The following is an 18,153-nucleotide window of genomic DNA, read 5'->3' as shown; positions in this document are numbered from 1 at the left end:
GCACATGCCTTCTCCTCACTGACGGATTGGTTGAAAAATCGGCGGCCGACGGGAATTGCGCGTCGTCGCCTTTGTCGGACCTATCTTGTAAGGTCAGAGGCGCTATCGCAATGATTGTCGACTCACCCTGTTCCGTTATTTGTGGGCAACATTCCCCTGTTGCAGAACGGCCGTCGGGATGTTGCAAAATTCAACAGGAAGGAGAGCCGCGTGACCGACGACATGGGCTCGACGGTGCCCCGACGGCAGCTCGGCAGGGCGTTACGCGACCTGCGCACCGAGGCGGGGGCAACCCTGGACGCGGTCGCCGAGGCGCTGGAGTGCAGTCGGCAGAAGGTGTGGCGGATCGAGAGCGGGCTCGGCTCGGTGCGCGGGGTCGACGTCCGAGCGATGTGCGAGCTGTACGGGGCGACGGGCGAGCTGACGCGGGCTTTGACCTCCCTGGCCGGCGAGACCAGAGCCAAGGGGTGGTGGCACGCGTACGGCGATGCCGTGCCGGAATGGTTCGAGCTGTACGTCGGCCTCGAATCCGCCGCGAGCCGAATCCGCCGCTACGACGAATCGCTGATACCCGGCTTGTTGCAGACCCGAGGCTATGCGCTCGCCGTCTACCAACACCGGTCCGAGGTCGACGACGACGAACGCGATCGGCTGGTTCAGGTGCGACTCCAACGACAGTCGCTGCTGACGCGTCGCCTACCAGCAGCACCCGAACTGGACGTCGTGATCTCCGAGGGTGCCCTGCTCCGCGTCGTCGGCGACCGAAGCACGATGTCCGAGCAGCTACACCACCTGCTTCACGTTGCTGAGCTCGAATCCGTGACCATCCGGGTTCTGCCGCTGGCGGTCGGCCTCCATCGCGGAGTCGAGGCGGGCACCTTCGTCATGTTGGAGTTCCCGCCCGGCAACCGGGCAACACCAGAACCGCCGGTCATCTACAGCGAGTCATGGACCGGAGCGCTCTACCTCGATCGCCCAGACGAGTTCAGCGCCTACGAGAAGGTCTGGGCCAGCCTGGATCAGCTCGCCCTCGATGAAGGACAATCGAGGCACCTCATCAATAAGATCATCGGAGAGGTTCACCATGGCTGATCTGACCCGTGCTCGATGGCGTAAGAGCACCCGTAGTGGCAGCAACGGTGGCGACTGCGTTGAGGTTGCCGACAACCTGACTGGCATCGTCGCCGTCCGTGACAGCAAGGATCCGCACGGCCCAGCCCTCACCTTCACCCCCACCGCCTGGGCCAGCTTCGTGGGCTCGGCCCGCACTTCCCGCTGAGGATTCGGTGGGTGTCGCGGGGCCTCCTGGGACACCCACCCGGTGCAGGGCTGGGGCTGCGGCGAAGGGCGCCGGCGATCTGCGTTGCCCGCCGTGTCGTTGTGCTGTTGAGCGGTATACCTCAGGGTATGAATATGACTCTGAGGTATACCGCTTACCACCGCATCCGCCCCCACCGAGTTGACCGACGGTTACCGCCGGCCGCCGGCTGCGCCCACCGCTCCAGCCAGGGTCAGGAATTACTCGTCTAGCGCTCCGTTCAATCGATCTGCAAGGAGCAGAGGGGTCACGAGGTCGTGAGCGTGCGGACCGATTTCGGCGACCTCATCCGCGCGATGGCACGGCGTGATTGGGGCGCGGTGGACCATCTCCTGGACGCGTTGGAGACCTCCGGTTGGCGGGGCGGCTACCAGGTGATCGGCGCTGCCTTCGCCATCGCCGTCAACGACCACTTCTCTGCCGCCCACTCCCCCACTGACGTTGCCCGCTTCGTCGCCGAGACGCGTACCCAGTTTCCGGGCGCGGAGTCGCTGCCCGCCCCGGAGATGGAAGTGCTCGTCCGCGCGGCCCTCGGTGAGGTCGGGCTGATCGACAACCTCAGCCCCGAGACGGCCCTCCAGATGCAGATCGTGTTCCTCGGCAAGCTGCTCCAAGACCGTGATTTCACCAGGACGCAGCTTGAAGAGTTCATCACCGACGTGGAGCGCACGGCTGCCGAATACCTGTAACCAGCGGGGCTGCGTGCCACAGTCATCTCCGATAGTGTCCGTCCGACCACGCAAACGTGAACTCGTTGCGCGATCGTCAGACGGAGGGCGGCATGGCCAGCATCGAGGAAGTCAAGGCAGCGCTGATGCAGGCCGCCGAGCAGGGCAACGCCACGATCAGCCAGATTCGGGCCGCCGCCGACAACACCGAACAGATGCTGGCCCGGCTACGCGCCATCTCTGCCGGCACCGGCCACCCGACGATCGCCGAGGCCATCGCCCGAGGCGAGCAGAGCAAGCAGCGCCTGGCCGAAGCCATGGCCCTGGTGCAGGGCAGCTCGGAGGCGGCACGCCGCTACATCAGCGTCCTCGGCTGAGCGTCGGCCACACCGATGAGCGTTGGCGAGGTCAAGGCGTCCCTTCGCGCCGCCATCGAAGCTGCCCGTCAGGGGCGTCGGGTGTTCGACCAGGCCGCTTCCGACGCGGAGGCAGCGACCCGAATGGCGGACGCCGTCTTGCAGGGCAGCCGAAACGAGGACGTAACGGCAGCACATCAGGCGCTTGCCGCCGCCAGCGCAGAGGTCGAACCGACCCGACGCCGCTTCGACAACACCGTCAAACACGCAGCCGACTACCTCACCCGCCTCGGATGAGCGGCAGCCTCGCCGAGGTTGTCGCGCAGCTTCTCGCCGTACGCGGAAAGCTCGATGCCGCCGCCGTCACGGCGCTGCGGGCCCGGGCGGATGCCGAACAGGCCGTGACACACCTGGCTGCGGTCAAGCGGGGTAGCAGTGACCAGCGATTGAGCGCCGCTGTCGCGGATGCCGAGGTGGCCCGCGACAAAGCCGGCCGCTACGCCCGCCTTCTAGCCGACGCTGCCCGACACATCACCGGATATGTGAACACCATCGCCCCCGGTGCCGCAGCCTCCGGACCCGTTGGGGAGGACGCCTCCCCGTCCGGGGAACGTCTGGTGACCGAAGCCGAGAGGCGCGGACGTCGGGCCGACATTGCCTGGCGCAAACAGGTCCAGAAGGCCGACAACACCGAGGACAGCCTGAAGGACGCCGAGGCCAGCGCCAAGGAGGTCTTCAAGTTCTTCAAGCAGCAGAAGGAGGGCGGCACAAGCGGCACGACGAGCCCGCAGCCCACACCTGCTCACGAACAGCCGCAGGTCGACAGCCCAGTGACCGCCGTAGTGATGGCGGCCGGCGCGTTGGCGGTGACCGCAAAGGCGATATGGAACCATGGCAAAGCTCGACGAGCGAGGAAGCGAGACGATGATGATCAAGCCTGAGTTGCCGGAGTACATCCGCACGATGGTGCGCGGTGATCACGCCGCCAACGACGCGGTCGAGGCACGGCTTGACGCCGAAGGGTGGGACGGGCTTCCACGCTTTCTCGCGGCGGTCTTCTTCCTCGCCGTCGACCGTCGTTTCGGTGAAACCGCCGGGCGTTCTGAGGTCATCACGTTTGTCGGGGACCTCAGAGCAGGGCTCAGCGACGGCGGACCGGACATCAACGCCGAAGCAGCCGAGACGCTCATCATGTCGATCATTGATCCTTCGATCGACTACTCGATCAGTCAAGAGATGATCGGCCGCATCCAGGCGGCCACGGTGCAGAAGATCCTGACCGAAGAGAACCTGTCGGACAGCGAGCTGGACGCCCTGCTCGCCGAGGCAGTCGGCCTTTCCTCAAGATCCTGAGGAGGGCGAGGCAGCGCTGACAGGAAACGTCGAGGCATCCTCGTTCTCACAGCGCCTGCCCGTCGTCGTGCATTGCTCGCATGGATCCGCCTGCAACAGGATCGGGTGGCCTTTCCGCCCATCCAACCCATTGACGATCACGCTTGCCGTCGACCTGCTCGTCCATCCCCGACGACGGCAGGGCGCAGGTGCCCTGCCAGAATCGGCATTCCGACACCGATCCTCAATGCTTCTGAGATTTGGCATCGGCAGTGCCCGCTGCGGTGTGCGCCGGCTGTTCCCCTCGAACGGGAGGCCGAGGGCTCTCTTGAACGACCTGCACGACGCCTGGCGCGGTCTGCACTGGAGTACGGGGCGGTGGCACCAGGTTGGCGAGAAACTCCTGTGTCTCCGGATCCACCGAATGGATCAGCGTCCCTCGCATGCCCCGCGTGAGCAGGACCTTGTAGGCGTTGCGGATCAAGCGGTCGGCGCCCTCCGAGACCCGCCCATTCCTGAATATCGCGCTGTCATGGGATTTCGTCGGCTCACTGCGGAGCTGTCCGTCACGGAACACGAGATCCGGGCCCAGGATCACGCCGGACCAGTCGTATTCGAAGCCCTGCGCGGTGTAGATGCAGCCGATCTGGTCGAAGCCCCGCGGATCGGTAGCCCAGTAGGAGCCAGACGGGATGCCCCTCGGTGGATGGTCGCTGGCAGCGTTCCACGGTCTCCGCCAGTCGTTGATGGACACATCCGCAACAAGTTGGCCGCCGCGGGGTAGTTCGTGCCAAGGCCAACAAAATCCCGCTGAGATCCGAGCAGACTGGCCGGCAGCGAGGCGTGGTCGCAGCAGATCCTCCATCTGCTGCGGTGAGGCGGCCAGCGCGACGCGGTAGTCGTCATCGGCCGACCATCGATAGGGGGTGGCACCTTCGGCCAGCCCCAACAGGTGCATCACCCAACGCTCGTACCGAGGGCTGCCGCCGCAGCGAAACTGCGCGCCGAGATGGATGTAGTCCACCTCGAGATCCAAGCTGTCCGCCGCCTCGCGGATCATCCGCACGCTCCCCACCTCGTTCGGACGAACCGCCTGATCGTCATCAAGGAGGAACACCGGAACTTTGGCGACCGCGATCAGTTCGTGAACCTGCGGGATTTTCCCGGTGAACCCGCCGCGGCGGGTCGACCTGTTACGGATGCGGTGGGCCTCATCGCAGATCAGCACATCGAGGCTGTTCGGCGGCGACTTCATGAAGTCCAGGAAGTAGTTGAACACCGGTGTCGTTCGCTGCTCCGGGTCTCGGGGCTGCCTCCTGGCGTACGCCTGGACGGTCTTCTTGAAGGCCTTGGACCCGGTGGCATGAGCGACGGGACGCTCCTCCCGGGCCAGGTCCGCCAGCAACGTGAGCGCGATGGCGCTCTTGCCGCTGCCCGGCCCGCCGGAGACCAGCACAACCCGCTTGCGCCGCCCTCGGTCCGCCCAGCGGATCCCGCGCATGACCAGTTCGTACGCCGTACGCTGCTCATCCAACAGCACGAGATGGCGGCGACTCGCCACCTCGTCCGCCACCACAGCCAGAAGCTGCTTGCTCGGTCGGGCGTGAGCGTTCAGCAGCCGTTCGGCCGCTGCCCTCTCCCGCCACGGCGCGAACCGCTCCCGCAGGTAAGTGCGCAGATTCTCAGCTCGGTCCTTGGTGAAGATCATTCGCCGTTCAGTCGGCGCGGAGAGGCTGCCAGGGGGTAGGTCGGGGATCTGATGACGGTCGGCGTTATGCAGAAATGCGAGACCATGCACCGACCCCGGCCATTCCCACAGCACGGGCAGGAAGTCAGCCAGGTAGGAGCAGTATGTCTGGACTTGCAGCGCGGGGTGCGGCTGCGGCTCACGCATCCCCGGAACTCGTACCAAGTTCTCCGCCTCGTCGTAGACGCTCGCCCGGCTCCACTGTTTGAGTTCCACAACGGCGTAAACCGGCCGCTGCGACGATCGCTCGACACCGGCGATGATCACATCGATCCGTCGGCTGCTGCGGGGAAGCTGGCACTCCACCAGTGCGTCGAGGTCACCGAGCCCTGCCGCGGTGACTTCCCTGGCCAGCGCGGGGAGACTCTCCTCCCAGGAGAAGCGCTCGCTGGCCTTCACATCGAAGCCCGCAGCGGACTGGTGGGCAGCCACCCGGGCTGCCAACTGCTTCGCCTCGGCAAGCTCAAGAATCTGCTTGGGTGTGGTTTGGAACGCCAGCACTGACAGGCCCCCGAGGCACGAAGATCTCGTGCGGTGGGGGCATGTCCTGCTCAGGAAGCCCGTCGATCCGCTGAACTGACGGTCACAGTATCGACACTGTGTAGCTGCCGCTACCCGGCTTCGTCCGCAAATCTGATCTCCGGGGCCCACCGGACCCGCACCAGGTTGTGCAGGAACTCCCGCGTCTCCGGGTCCGTCGCGTACAGCACCGTGCCGCGCATGCCCCGGGTCAGCAACACCTTGTAGGTGTTACGGATCAAGCGGTCCACTTCCCCGTCGCCGACGGATTTGCGGCTGCGGATCGACGAGTCCTTCGACTCCTCGCGGCGAGTCACCAACCGGCCGTCCCTCGCCACCAGGTCCGGGCCGATGATGACCCCTGACCAGTCGTACTCGAAGCCCTGCGCTGTGTAGACGCAGCCGACCTGGCCGAAACCGTTCGGGTCGGTGGCCCAGAACGCGCTCCCCGGCGCCTCTCCGACACTGCGTTCACTCCGGACGTTCCACGGCCGCGCCCAGTCACCGATCGTCACGTCCGGCACCAACGTGCCGTCCGGCCGAGGATCGCTCCACGGCCAGCAGTAGCCGGCCGACATCCTGGCCGTGCCACTCACTTCCTGCCGCTCGGCGAGGTACGCCTCAAGTTCCTCCGGCGACTCGGCGACCCGCACGTCGAAACGGCCGTCGCCGGTCCAGACCGACGGCGTGCCGCCATCCAGACCCAGCAGGTCGAGAACCCACTCCTCGTACGCCTCGCTGCCACCACAACGGAACTGGTCGTGTAGGGAAACGACATCGACCTCCACGCCAAGCTCCTTCGCGGAGGCAGAGATGACCTCGACGCTGCCCAACTCGCCCGGCTTCACCACCTGATGCTCGTCGAGCAGGAAGACTGGCACCCGGGCGAAGGAGATGAGTTCCTCCAGCTGGGGACGCGCGACGTCCCGACGTGCCTTGGGCGTGTAGCGGTTGACCGACGTCTCCCGCACCCGATGCGCCTCGTCGCAGAGCAGCACCTCGATGTCGTTCGGGTCGGCGTCCATGAAGCTGTTGAAGTACTTGAAGAGGCTCTGAATCCGGGTCGATCCCCGGCCGGCGTAGCGACGCAGCGTCTGCGTGAAGGACCGCGAGCCGGTGGCGTGCAGCACCGGCCGACCCCGTCGGGCCAGCTCCCCGAGGAGCGCGAGGGCGATGACACTCTTCCCACTTCCCGGCCCGCCGGCCACCACCACCGCCCGCTTGTGGTTCGCCGTCCGCGCCCGCTCGATCGCGTGCATGACCAGCTCGTACGCCACATGCTGCTCGTCGAGCAGAGTGAAGTGCGAGCGCTCCTTCAGCTCCGCGGCGGCGTACGCCAGCAGATGCCGGCCGGGGCGCACGGTGCTGGTCAGGAACCGGTCCGCCGGGCCGGCTCCCGAGGCGGGCGCGAATCGGCTCCTCAGGTGATCGAGCCACTGCCCACGACGCTGCCCGGTAAAGATCCGGCTCTGTTCCGTGGCCGGCCGGGCGAGCAGGTCGGCAACGTCGCGATCCACCGCGTTGTGCAGGTACGAGGCACCCCGCAACAGCTTCTCGTCGCGGCCGAGCACGCCCAGAAAGTCGGCGAGATAGCGGCAGTAGTCCTGCACCTGGATGCCGGGATGCAGGCGAGGCCCACGCGCCTGCTCGACGGCCACGAGGGTGTCGGAGTCCTCGTAGGCCGTGGCGTAGGACCACTGCTTGAGCTCCACGACGAGGTAGGAGTCATCGCCAGTCTGCGGATCGATACCGGCCAGAACCGCGTCGACGCGTCGGCTGGTCAACGGCAGCTGGTACTCGACGAGCACCTCGACCTCAGCCAAGCCCGCGTCGGCGAGATCCTGTGCGAGCACCGGGAGGCTACGGGCCCAGGATCGCTTCTCGGCAGGACTGACTCCGTGACCGCCGTGGCGGGCCCGCTCGGTCAGCACTTCGACGAGGTTGCCATCGGTGGCGAGACGCAACAGACCAGCAGCGGACGTACGGTATGCCGACATCGACAGGTGCCCCCGGGCAGCACGAAATGATCGTGCGGATGGGGGGCATATCCGTGCACCGGAAGCCCGTCGGACCGCCTTACGGCCATGACTGTATCGAGAAGATCAATCAGCGACTACGACCGTGGCGCCTTCGCCGCGGACCCTCTCGCGCTCTCGATGGGATAACGCCGGGCCGAGTCCGCCAGCTTGTGGGTAGCTGCGTTCACCAGGTCGATGTCGAGGACGTCGGCGAGCCGGACCAGATAGATCATGACGTCGCCGATCTCGGCGCGTACCCGCGCACCGGCCTCTGGGTCCGCCATGACCTGGGCCGCCTGCTCCGGTGTCAGCCACTGCAGCTCCGCCAGCAGTTCGCCGACCTCGCCGGAGAGCGCCATCGCCAGATTCTTCGGCGTGTGGAACTGCTGCCACTCACGCTCCTCGGCGAACTGGCGGAGCTGCTCGGCGAGCTGGGTGACGCTACCTGTGGATCCCTCTTCCGACCGGCTGACCATGCTCAGATCCTCACACGCCAGTGTTCACGGCTCAGCGGCGCCGGGGTGATCCACACGAGTTCGCCGATGTCGCGGTATCCGCTCGACTCGGACACCGCGATATTGGTGAAGTCGTGTGGATCAAGCCGTCGGCAGGTCGTTGACGCAGCGCAGCACCGGGCGGGTGATCAGCGCTGCCTCGTCCAGCGGCCCGGCCGCGTGCACCGTGAACGTTGCCGACTCGCCGGGCAGCAGCGTGACCAGGGCTCTGTCCACTGTGCCGGAAGCGTCCAGGCGGTCCGGGAAGAGAGTCAGATCGCGCAGCACCGTCCGGGCGGTGACCCGGACCCGCTGACCTCCGTCACAAGGTTCGACAGTCGCGTCCCAGGCCGCCGCCGGCCAGGCGACGTCCCGGTCCTCGGCGAAGAACCACAGCGCGCGCTCGACGCCAGCCTCGGCCACGAGCAGCTCACGCCGGGCGTCGTCCGGCCGGGCCAGGTCCGCCGGCAGGGCCAGCGGCACCGCGGAGTACGCGGGCACGTCCAGCTCGACTGTCGTCTTCGCCCGAGGCTCCCCGTCGAGGTTCAGCCGGGTCACCGAGGCCGACGCCCGCCACGGCTCGCCTGTCTCGTTCACCGCGACGAGGGCCAGGCCACCGTCGCGCGGCTGCACGGTCAACAGCCTGTCGGCGTACGCGTGGCGCAGCGCGTACCACAGGGGTTTGCGGCGGCCGTCGCCGTCGACGGCCGACCAGGAGGTCACCGGCCAGCAGTCGTTGAGCTGCCACACGATGGTGCCGGCGCAGACGTCCCGGTGCGACCGGAAGTGCTCGACGCCGAGCTGGATGGCCCGCGCCTGGTTGAGTTGTGTCAGGTAGTGCCAGTCGTCGAAGTCGGCCGGGGCGGGCAGGTGCGCGTCCAGGCCGCGCTGGAGTTTGCCGTCGCCGCCGGCGGCCTTCTGGTGGTGCGCCATCCCGGGTGAGTCATGCGCCAGCGGCTCGTCGGAGATCGAGCGGCGCAGGGTGGCGTACGTCGGTGGTGCCTGGTAGCCGAACTCGGCGACGAAGCGCGGCACGTACTCCCGGTACTTCGTGTAGTCGTCGGTGTTCCACACGTCCCAGATGTGGGTGGTGCCGTGCGCCGGGTCGTTGGGGTGGATCGTCTCGGTGCCCGACCAGGGGCTGCCCGACCAGTACGGGCGGGTCGGGTCCAGCTCGCCGACGATGCAGGGCAGGACGTCGAGGTAGTAGCCGCGCCCCCAGGTGCGCCCCGCGAGGGGTTCCTGCCAGTCCCAGTCGTGCCAGCCCCAGATGTTCTCGTTGTTGCCGGTCCACAGCACCAGCGACGGGTGGGGCGTCAGCCGGGTCACCTGCTCGGCGGCCTCGGCGGCGACCTCGCTGGCGAACGGCTCCTCCTCCGGGTACGCGGCGCAGGCGAAGAGGAAGTCCTGCTGGACGAGCAGCCCTCGTTCGTCGGCGAGGTCGTAGAAGTCCTCCGACTCGTACCGGCCGCCGCCCCAGACGCGCAGCAGGTTGACGTTGGCTCCGATCGCCTGGTCGAACCGGCCGGCGAGCCGGTCCCTGGTGATCCGGGTGGGGAACACGTCGTCGGGGATCCAGTTGACGCCCCGCACGAAGACCGGAACGTCGTTTACCGACAGCACGAACGGGGTGCCGTGCTCGTCGGGCGTGGTGTCCAGCCGCACCGAGCGGAAGCCGACCCGCCGCGACCAGGTGTCCAGGGTGTCGCCGTCCGGCGCGTGCAGGGTCACGTCCAGCGGGTGGAGCGCCTGCTCGCCGTACCCCCGGGGCCACCACAGCGCGGGCTCACGGACGGTGACTCTCAGCACGGCCGTGCGCTGCCCGGCCGGAACGACGACCTCGGCATGGGCGTCGGCGACTGTGGCGCGGACGGTCAGCGGGACGTCCGCGACCCGCTCGACCTCGACGTGCACCTCGACCCGGCCGTCGCGACCGTCCACGGTGACCAGCGGGCGGACGCCTGCCAGCCGGGCCGTGGACCAGGCGTGCAGGGCGATGTCCTGCCAGATGCCGGCGGTGACCAGGGTGGGCCCCCAGTCCCAGCCGAAGTTGCAGGCCATCTTGCGAATGAAGTGGAACGGCTCCGGGTAAGCGTTCGGCCGGTCGCCCAGCCGTTCCTGTTGCGCCTCGGCGTAGCGGTAGGCGGAGTCGAACGCGACTGCCAGGTCGTTGTCGCCGTCGCGCAGCAGCGCCCCGACGTCGAACCGGTAGGAGCGGTGCATGTTCTCGGTACGGCCGACCTCGACCCCGTTGACGCGGATGGTGGCGACGGTGTCCAGGCCGGCGCAGACCAGGTCGACCCGGTCGTGGTCGCCGGCCGGGGCAGAGAAGGTCGTCCGGTAGTGCCAGTCGGTGCGCCCGATCCAGGCCAGGGACAGCTCGTTGTCGTCGAGGTACGGATCGGGGATCAGCCCGGCGTCGAGCAGGTCGGTGTGCACACAACCGGGCACGGTCGCCGGCACGGACCGACCGACGACCTCCGCCGGCACCTGCGCTGCGGGCGTCGCCCGCACGGTCCAGCCGTCGTAGAGTCCCTGTCGGCTCACGATGTCACCGCACCTTCTGCATCGAAAGATGCCTACTGAACCGGATAAGCTGAGCAACCGTACGGTTCGGATTTCGGGACTGTCAACGGCACCAGAGACCAAGGAGCACGCCGGTGAAGCGGCCGACCATCGCGGACGTCGCGCGTCGCGCCGGCGTGTCCAAGGGCGCCGTGTCGTACGCCCTGAACGGGCAGCCCGGCGTCTCGGCGGCCACCCGGGAGCGCATCCTCGCCATCGCCACCGAGATCGGGTTCAGCCCGAGCAGCGCCGCGCGGGCGCTCTCCGCCGCCACGGCCGGCGCTGTCGGTCTGGCCCTGTGCCGGCCCGCCCGGACACTTGGCGTCGAGCCGTTCTTCATGGCGCTGATCAGCGGCGTGGAGGCCGAACTCTCGGCCCGCTCGTACGCGCTGACCCTCCAGGTGGTGGCCGACCACGACGCCGAGATCGCGGTGTACCGGCGCTGGTGGGGCGAGCGCCGGGTCGACGGGGTGCTCGTCTGCGACCTGCGCACCGACGACAGCCGCATCCCCGCCCTGCACCAGCTCCAACTGCCGGCCGTGGTGATCGGCGGGCCGGGCGGCACCGGCGAGCTGGCAAGCCTCTGGTCGGACGACGCGGCGGCGCTGACCGAGGCGGTGGAGTACCTGGTGGCGCTGGGCCACCGCCGCATCGCCCGGGTCGGCGGCCTGCCCGACCTGCTGCACACCGAGATCCGCACCGACGCCTTCGCGGGGGTGTGCCGGCGACTCGGCCTGGCCGACGCGGTCACCGTCTTCTCCGACTACAGCGGCGAGGAGGGTGGGCGGGCCACCCGCCGCCTGCTCAGCTCCGCCACGAGGCCCACCGCCGTCATCTACGACAACGACGTGATGGCCGTCGCCGGGCTCTCGGTCGCCCAGGAGATGGGCCTCACCGTGCCGGACGACCTGTCCATCGTGGCCTGGGACGACTCTCCTCTGTGCCGGCTGGTGCACCCGCCCCTGACAGCGCTGGGCCGCGACATCCCCGCGTACGGGGCGCACGCCGCCCGCCACCTGCTCGCCGTCATCGCCGGGCAGCCGGCGACGCGGGTGCAGGACGAGAGCCCACAGCTGACCCCGCGCGGCAGTACCGCACCGCCGCGCGGGAAGTGAACCGGTTCAGCGGGACGTCGAGGGGAACTCCTCGAAGTACGCCTCGACCCGCTCGGCGGTGGCCGGACGCGCCAGCGCGAAGCCCTGCCCGTAGTGGCAGCCGGCCCGACGCGCCCCCTCGACCTGGGTCGCTGACTCCAACTCCTCGGCGACGATCTCCACACCCAACCGCTCGCCCACGTTGACCACCACGTCGATAAGCGGCGGCTGCCCCGCCGACTGCGCCCCCACCAGCTCGGGGCCCACCTTCAACAGGTCGATCGGCAGGCGGCGGAGCTGGGCCAGCGAGGCGTGCTCGGCCCGGAAGTCGTCAAGCGCGGTACGGACGCCCAGCGACCGGAGCCCCGCCAGCCGGGCCACCACCGTCGACAGGTCGGCGGCGATCCTCGGCTCGGCCACCTCCACCACCAGCCGCTCCGGCGACACCCCGTACGCGGCCAGCACCGCCGCGGTGCGGTGCACGAAGTCGGGAGTGGTCAGTTCCCGAGTGGTGACGTTCACCGCCATCCACAGCTCACGGGGGCCCGCCGACCAGCCGGCCAACTGCCGGCAGGCCCGGTCCAGCACCCACCACTCCAACTCGCCGACCAGATCCAGATCCTCGGCGACCGGCAGCAACTCGGCCGGAAGCACCGTGCCGAGCACCGGGCTGCGCCAGCGCAGCAGCGCCTCGGCGCCCACCGGCTGCCGGTCGGTCAGGTCGAGCACCGGCTGGTAGACCAGGTCCAGCTCGCCCCGTGCCACCGCACCGGGCAACTCACGTTCCAGGTCGAGGCGGCGTACCAACTGCTCCTCAAGGAACGCGTCGTACCACTCGACCCGGTCCCGGCCCAGTTGCACCGCCCGCCGCCGGGCCAGCTCGGCCTGACGGAGCACGTCGGCAGGCCCGGCGCCACTCACCTCGGCGAGCCCGATGCTCACCTGCACGCGCAGCACCGACCCGGCCAGCTGGTACGGCGGGGTGAGCGCGGTCAGCAGCCGGGTGCCCAACGCGTACGCCACCACCGGCCCGGCGCCGGTGACCACCGCGAAGCCGGTGCCGGTGCAGCCGGTCACCAGGTCGCCGGACCCGACGGCCGCGCGGACCCGCAGGACCGCCTCGGCCAGCACGTCCTCCCGCGCCACCGGGCCCAGCCCGTCCGCGCCGTGCAGCTCCACCAGCAGCAGCGAACCGGCCGGCGCCGGGACGTCGCCGATGGCGGCGAGAGCGTCCAGCAGCGCCGCCCGGTCCCCGACCGAACCGGACCGGTGGTCGACAGTCGACCAGGCGACGCCCGCGTCGGGCCAGGCCGTGTCGACAGCGGTCGTGGCGCCGATGCCACCGGTCGGAGGCCAGAGACCGTCGACGCCGCGGGTGGCGGTTCCGCCGGCGTCGGGGGGCCACGCCGCGGCGACCGGGCTCTGGCCCGATCGGGGCGACACGGGGGTCGCCTCGGGCCGCAGTGGTTGCGCCGCGCGCCGACGCCGGACCGCGCGGTCGGCGCGTCGGCGGTGCGCGGCGTGCCGCTCCGGTACGCCCGCGTCACCGCCGCGCAGCAACTCCCGCAGGACCAGCGGTGGCACCGCCGCCAGGGCGAGCAGCACGCTCGTCCGGTCCGGAGTGCGGCCCGCTCCCACGTGCAGACCCGCCGCGAGCAGCAGCACCGATGCCGGGAGCACCACCCGTGGCCAGGTCGCGGCGGGCGGGCCGGCAGCCGGTTGCGCACGGGCCGTCGTCACTGCGGACGTCGCCCCCCGTGCGGTCAACAGCATCCCGAGCACCAGCGGCGGCACCGCCAGCAGCGCCGCCCGGCCCGTCGGCGCTGGCGGCAGGATCGTCAGCAGCGCCAGCCCGACAAGTGTGAGCAGGACGCCGCCCCGGCAGATCGCGTCGCCCGAGCGCCGCCCAGACCCGGTGAACGCGCTGAGCACGGCCATGCCCAGCCCTGCGAGTGCCAGCGCCGCGACCAGCCGGGCCGGCGGAGGCAGGGTGTCGGGCGGGAGCAGCAACCAGCCGGCGAGGGTCAGACCGACAGTCGGGCCGGCCGCCTCGACCAGCCCCCGCAGTCGTGCCGTCCGGGGCGGCCGAATCGCGCCTCGACGCAGCCCGGCCACGGACAGGACGGCCACGGTCAACGAACCGAGCAGCGCGGCGGCGCGGTGCCCGGCGTCGACGAGCGGCAGAGCGGCGGCGACGCAGCCGGCCGTCACCACCGCCGCGTCGAGCAGCACGGCCGCCGTCCGCCATGACGGGTCGTCCGACGCCGGGTCGCTGGGTCGACGGCTGGTCAGCCGGGAGAGTCGTACGCCGGCGAGGGTGGCGCCCGCGCCGCCGGACAACGCGATCACCACCGGGGGCGGGACCAGATCGGCGGACCCGGCGACGACGAGCAGCGCCACGGCCGTGGACACGGCGACCTCCGGGGTCGCCCGGCGGGGGATGAGAACACGGAACGGGTACGCGAGGAGCACGGCGGTCGCCTTCGTGAGGGGGCACGGGGCGGTGCGGCGGTGCGGGGCGGCGGACGTTGCTGGTCCACTGCCCAACAGGAGGAAACGACCGGCGACCAGATTGGTTACGCGTCGGTCATCGAAACGGAACAGTGACCCGTATCACTGTACGGCGTCCGGGTGCCGTGGCGCCGCCCGCCGCGACCCTCGCCGACCAGGGGTGGGATCATCGCCTGGTGAGTACGCCCGACACCGTCCGCTTCCGGTACAACCAAGCCATCCTGGCCGCCGCCGTCATCGCCTTCGTCGGCGCCCTGCCGCTTGCCAACGCCCGGGCGTACCTGCTGCCGGTGCTGCTCGTCCCCCTCGCCGTCGGGGTGTGGGCCTGGCGGGCCGGCACCGACGCCGACTCCCGGGAGCTGCGCCTGCGGGCGCTGTTCGGACAACGTCGGATCGGCTGGGACCGGGTCGCCGAGCTGGCCACCGACGCGCGTGGGCGGGCGGTGGCCCGCCTCGACGACGGCCAGCAGGTCGGTCTTCCGGCGGTACGCGGCACCGACCTGCCCCGACTGGTCTCGGCCACCGGCCAGACACTGCCCGACGAGACCACCGAAACACCCGGTCAGTAGCCGTCGACCACCGTGTTGATCAGCGGCTGACCGGCGGCGAACCGCCTGACCTGGTCGCCGACCAGCCGGTACGCCCGCGGCAGCAGCCCCCGCACCGATCCGGCCACGTGCGGGGTGAGCAGCACGTTCGCCATCGTCCACAGCGGGGAGTCGGCGGGAAGCGGCTCCGGGTCGGTGACGTCCAGCGCGGCCGAGATCCGGCCGGTGGCCAGTTCGGCGACGAGCGCCTCGGTGCGGGCCACCGGACCACGGGACGCGTTGACGAGCAGCGCCCCGTCGGGCATCGCGGCCAGGAAGTCCTCGTCGATCAGGCCACGGGTCTGGTCGGTGAGCGGCACCAGGACCACCACCACGTCGGCGTCGGGCAGCAGTCGGGGCAGCTCCGCCACCCCGTGCACCTCCTGCTCCGGTCGGGCCGTCCGGGCGACCAGGGTGAAGCTCACCTCGAACGGAGCGAGCCGGTCCCGTACCGCCGTGCCGATCGAGCCGGCCCCGACGATCAGCACCCGCTTGCCGGTCAGCTCGTCGGTGGGCGCGTGGCCGTCGTACGCCCACCGCCGCTCGGCCTGCGCGCGGGCGAAGGCTCCGAAGGCCCGCAGCTGGGCCAGGATCGCGGTGACCACCCACTCGGCGGTGGACGGGTCGTGCACGCCCCGGGCGTCGCAGAGCGTGACCCCGTCCGGCATCCGGCCGACCCAGGCGTCGGCCCCGGCGGAGAGCAGCTGCACCACCTCCAGATCGGGCAGCTCGCCCAGCAACGCGGTCGCGTCCGACCCGCTCAGGAACGGCGGTACCCAGAAACGGACGTCAGTCGGGGCGGACGGCAACCGGCCGGCGTGTTCGGCGACCTCCACCGTCACGCCCGGAGGCAGCTCGCCGACGAGGTCCAGGCCGGCCTGATGCGGAATCCATACCTTCACGTCCGCCGACGATAGCCGTCGGCGCGACGGCCGGTGCGGGCACGGCGGCGAACCGGCGTCACGGGGGATGGCGCGCGGCGGCGGGGCGGGCGAGACTCGGCACACCGATGTTCGGTCCCGGCCACAACGAGGTATAACCAAGGGTCGGAGGGCCGGTCGGGCCTCCGACCCGGCAGACAGGTGCTCGATGACCGACGGCTCCCCCGCCAGCGCGCGACGTTCGATCGCCCCACCTCCGGCGCTCGGTGACGCGGCGCGGCTGCGTGCGCTCGCCGACACGGGTCTGGACGCCGCACCGGACGAGGCGTTCGACCGCTTCGCCCGACTGGTCAGCGACCTGCTGGAGGTGCCTGTCGCGCTGGTCTCCCTGGTCTCCGCCGACCGGCAGTTCTTTCCGGGGGCGGTGGGTCTGCCGGAGCCGTGGTCGCAGCGGCGGCAGACCCCGCTGAGCCACTCGTTCTGCCAGCACGTGGTGGACATCGAGGTGCCGATGGTGCTGCCGGACGCGCGGCTCTACCCCCGTGTCCGCGACAACCTGGCCATCGACGACCTCGGCGTCGTCGCGTACGCCGGGATGCCGTTGACCGACCTCTCGGGCCGGGTGCTCGGCTCGCTGTGCGCCATCGACAACAAACCCCGGGCGTGGACCGCCGGGCAGCTACGGACGCTTGCCGACCTCGCCGCCGCCTGCTCGTCGGAGCTGCGACTGCGGATCGCGCTGGACGGCGCGCAGGAGGCGCGTCGTCGGATCGTCCGGGCGCACCAGCGACTGGAGCTGCTGGCCGGTGTGAGCGAGACGCTCGCCGGCACGCTCGACGTCGGCACGTCGCTGCGCCGGCTCGCCGCCACCATGGTGCCGCTGCTCGCCGACTGGTGCCTGCTCACCCTGGTCGGACCGTCCGGGCAGCCCCGGGAGGTGGTCGCGGTGCACCGCGACCCGGCCCGAACGCCGGACGTCGACCGCTTCGCCGAACTGCTGCGTACCGGGCTGAGTCAGGAGTCGATCATCCGGGCGGTGCTGCGCACCGGCCAGCCGCGCCTCGGGGGCGTGGCGTCGTTGGCCGACGTGGCCCGGGGCACCACCGATCCGGAGATGGCGGCGATCGCCGAGCGGCTGGGCATCGCCTCCTACCTCAGCGTGCCGGTCCGGGCCGTCGGGGGCACCGTGCTGGGCGCGATCACCCTGGTCAACGCCCCCGACCGTCAGCAGTTCGACGACCGTGACCTGCTCACCGCCGTGGACATCGGCCGCCGGGCCGGCCAGGCAGTCGGCAACAGCTCGATGTACGGGGAGCAGCGGCACGTAGCCGAGGTCCTGCAACACAGCATGCTGCCGCGGCTGCCGGTGGTGCCGGAGCTGGAGCTGACGGCCCGCTACCAACCGGCGGCCGACCGGGTGGAGGTGGGCGGCGACTGGTACGACGCCTTCGTGCAGCCCGACGGTGACGTGATCGCGGCGATCGGGGACGTGGCCGGGCACGACATCGAGGCGGCGGCGACCATGGGCCAGCTGCGCAACCTGGTACGCGGCAACGCGTTCGGCCGGCCGGACGCGGTCGGAGCGCTGATGAGTCACCTGGACAACGCGATCCGTGGCCTGCGACTGCCGATCGCGGCCACCGCGACGCTCGTGCGCATCTGCGGCGAACGCTCCGGCGTCCGCGAGGTGACCTGGTGCAACGCCGGGCACCCGCCGGCCCTGGTGGTCCGCGCCGGCGGTGCGGTGGAGGTCCTCCAGGCGACGCCGGAGCCGTTGCTCGGCCTTGCCCGACCGTCGGTGCGCACCAGCCGGTCGACAAGCCTGGCGACCGGCGACACGCTGCTGCTCTACACCGACGGGCTGATCGAGCGCCGGGACCGGTCCATCGACGACGGGCTCGCCGAGTTGGTGCACCGGTTGACCGGCACCGACACGGTGCCCCTCGACGACCTGTGTGACCTGCTGCTCGCCTCGATCCAACACCGCGAGGACGACACGGCGCTGCTGGCCGTCCGGGTCCGCTGAACGGTTCCGGCGCGAGCCGTGGCCCATCTGTCGGGCC

16 protein-coding genes are annotated in these 18,153 nt (G+C 70.2%); 10 read left to right on the top strand and 6 right to left on the bottom strand.

The features are described from left to right. Positions 1-210: 210 nt before the first annotated feature. The 7 genes from AB0K10_RS02770 to AB0K10_RS02740 all read left to right on the top strand — a co-directional run bounded on the left by AB0K10_RS02770 (position 211) and on the right by AB0K10_RS02740 (position 3,695). Positions 211-1,092, top strand: a complete 882-nt coding sequence (locus AB0K10_RS02770) for a helix-turn-helix transcriptional regulator (RefSeq protein ID WP_363679281.1) — start codon at positions 211-213, stop codon at positions 1,090-1,092. Beyond that, positions 1,085-1,279 (top strand): DUF397 domain-containing protein, encoded by a 195-nt coding sequence (locus tag AB0K10_RS02765; RefSeq protein ID WP_363679279.1) that lies wholly within the window; start codon positions 1,085-1,087, stop codon positions 1,277-1,279. Before AB0K10_RS02770 ends, AB0K10_RS02765 begins: the two co-directional genes overlap by 8 nt. Before the next feature lie 302 nt (positions 1,280-1,581). Beyond that, positions 1,582-2,007 carry a hypothetical protein gene (locus AB0K10_RS02760; RefSeq protein WP_363679277.1) on the top strand — a complete coding sequence of 142 codons (426 nt, stop codon included), beginning with the start codon at positions 1,582-1,584 and terminating at the stop codon, positions 2,005-2,007. A 92-nt stretch (positions 2,008-2,099) separates the two neighbouring features. Then, positions 2,100-2,363, top strand: coding sequence for a hypothetical protein (locus AB0K10_RS02755; protein ID WP_363679275.1), 264 nt, complete (start codon positions 2,100-2,102; stop codon positions 2,361-2,363). Positions 2,364-2,378: 15 nt separating this feature from the next. Then, positions 2,379-2,639: a hypothetical protein gene (locus AB0K10_RS02750; protein ID WP_363679274.1), complete on the top strand. Its 261-nt coding sequence runs from the start codon at positions 2,379-2,381 to the stop codon at positions 2,637-2,639. Beyond that, positions 2,636-3,283, top strand: coding sequence for a hypothetical protein (locus tag AB0K10_RS02745; protein ID WP_363679272.1), 648 nt, complete (start codon positions 2,636-2,638; stop codon positions 3,281-3,283). The genes AB0K10_RS02750 and AB0K10_RS02745 overlap by 4 nt, the downstream gene beginning before the upstream one ends. Beyond that, on the top strand, positions 3,234-3,695 hold the full coding sequence (locus AB0K10_RS02740) for a hypothetical protein (protein WP_363679270.1): 462 nt from the start codon (positions 3,234-3,236) through the stop codon (positions 3,693-3,695). The genes AB0K10_RS02745 and AB0K10_RS02740 overlap by 50 nt, the downstream gene beginning before the upstream one ends. A gap of 223 nt (positions 3,696-3,918) precedes the next feature. Here the strand turns inward: AB0K10_RS02740 and AB0K10_RS02735 are convergent, their stop codons facing one another. The 4 genes from AB0K10_RS02735 to AB0K10_RS02720 form a co-directional block, all read right to left on the bottom strand. Continuing rightward, positions 3,919-5,922, bottom strand: coding sequence for a DNA/RNA helicase domain-containing protein (locus AB0K10_RS02735; RefSeq protein ID WP_363679268.1), 2,004 nt, complete (start codon positions 5,920-5,922; stop codon positions 3,919-3,921). A 110-nt stretch (positions 5,923-6,032) separates the two neighbouring features. Next, on the bottom strand, positions 6,033-7,937 hold the full coding sequence (locus AB0K10_RS02730; protein ID WP_363679266.1) for a DUF2075 domain-containing protein: 1,905 nt from the start codon (positions 7,935-7,937) through the stop codon (positions 6,033-6,035). Between the two features lie 116 nt (positions 7,938-8,053). Continuing rightward, on the bottom strand, positions 8,054-8,434 hold the full coding sequence (locus tag AB0K10_RS02725; RefSeq protein ID WP_363679264.1) for a nucleotide pyrophosphohydrolase: 381 nt from the start codon (positions 8,432-8,434) through the stop codon (positions 8,054-8,056). Positions 8,435-8,554: 120 nt separating this feature from the next. Next, the gene (locus AB0K10_RS02720; RefSeq protein ID WP_363679262.1) at positions 8,555-10,999 is read right to left on the bottom strand and encodes a glycoside hydrolase family 2 protein; all 2,445 of its coding nucleotides are present in this window, start codon (positions 10,997-10,999) and stop codon (positions 8,555-8,557) included. 113 nt (positions 11,000-11,112) lie between these two features. Between AB0K10_RS02720 and AB0K10_RS02715 the strand changes: the two genes are divergently transcribed. Next, positions 11,113-12,132, top strand: coding sequence for a LacI family DNA-binding transcriptional regulator (locus AB0K10_RS02715; protein ID WP_363679260.1), 1,020 nt, complete (start codon positions 11,113-11,115; stop codon positions 12,130-12,132). A 6-nt stretch (positions 12,133-12,138) separates the two neighbouring features. On the opposite strand, the gene AB0K10_RS02710 is transcribed toward AB0K10_RS02715, so the two are convergent. Then, positions 12,139-14,583, bottom strand: a complete 2,445-nt coding sequence (locus AB0K10_RS02710) for a GGDEF domain-containing phosphodiesterase (RefSeq protein WP_363679258.1) — start codon at positions 14,581-14,583, stop codon at positions 12,139-12,141. Between the two features lie 215 nt (positions 14,584-14,798). On the opposite strand from AB0K10_RS02710, the gene AB0K10_RS02705 reads away from it, so the two are divergent. Continuing rightward, the gene (locus AB0K10_RS02705; RefSeq protein ID WP_363679256.1) at positions 14,799-15,191 is read left to right on the top strand and encodes a PH domain-containing protein; all 393 of its coding nucleotides are present in this window, start codon (positions 14,799-14,801) and stop codon (positions 15,189-15,191) included. Here the strand turns inward: AB0K10_RS02705 and AB0K10_RS02700 are convergent. Beyond that, positions 15,185-16,111, bottom strand: a complete 927-nt coding sequence (locus AB0K10_RS02700) for a 2-hydroxyacid dehydrogenase (protein ID WP_363679254.1) — start codon at positions 16,109-16,111, stop codon at positions 15,185-15,187. The genes AB0K10_RS02705 and AB0K10_RS02700 overlap by 7 nt on opposite strands. Positions 16,112-16,298: 187 nt before the next feature. Between AB0K10_RS02700 and AB0K10_RS02695 the strand changes: the two genes are divergently transcribed. Then, positions 16,299-18,116, top strand: a complete 1,818-nt coding sequence (locus AB0K10_RS02695; protein ID WP_363679253.1) for a SpoIIE family protein phosphatase — start codon at positions 16,299-16,301, stop codon at positions 18,114-18,116. Positions 18,117-18,153 lie beyond the last annotated feature (37 nt).

This window comes from Micromonospora sp. NPDC049274, from assembly GCF_040678875.1.
Lineage (GTDB): Bacteria > Actinomycetota > Actinomycetes > Mycobacteriales > Micromonosporaceae > Micromonospora.
The sequence above is the reverse complement of the archived record's forward strand: the minus strand, read 5'-3'. Positions and strand labels throughout refer to the sequence as shown.

What these genes read in the sequence shown, in the direction of transcription:
- AB0K10_RS02740 (WP_363679270.1), top strand. Translation starts at nt 3,234, where the DNA reads ATGGCAAAGCTCGACGAGCGAGGAAGCGAGACGATGATGATCAAGCCT.
- AB0K10_RS02730 (WP_363679266.1), bottom strand. Translation starts at nt 7,937, where the DNA reads ATGTCGGCATACCGTACGTCCGCTGCTGGTCTGTTGCGTCTCGCCACC.
- AB0K10_RS02750 (WP_363679274.1), top strand. Translation starts at nt 2,379, where the DNA reads ATGAGCGTTGGCGAGGTCAAGGCGTCCCTTCGCGCCGCCATCGAAGCT.
- AB0K10_RS02745 (WP_363679272.1), top strand. Translation starts at nt 2,636, where the DNA reads ATGAGCGGCAGCCTCGCCGAGGTTGTCGCGCAGCTTCTCGCCGTACGC.
- AB0K10_RS02765 (WP_363679279.1), top strand. Translation starts at nt 1,085, where the DNA reads ATGGCTGATCTGACCCGTGCTCGATGGCGTAAGAGCACCCGTAGTGGC.
- AB0K10_RS02755 (WP_363679275.1), top strand. Translation starts at nt 2,100, where the DNA reads ATGGCCAGCATCGAGGAAGTCAAGGCAGCGCTGATGCAGGCCGCCGAG.
- AB0K10_RS02695 (WP_363679253.1), top strand. Translation starts at nt 16,299, where the DNA reads ATGACCGACGGCTCCCCCGCCAGCGCGCGACGTTCGATCGCCCCACCT.
- AB0K10_RS02725 (WP_363679264.1), bottom strand. Translation starts at nt 8,434, where the DNA reads ATGGTCAGCCGGTCGGAAGAGGGATCCACAGGTAGCGTCACCCAGCTC.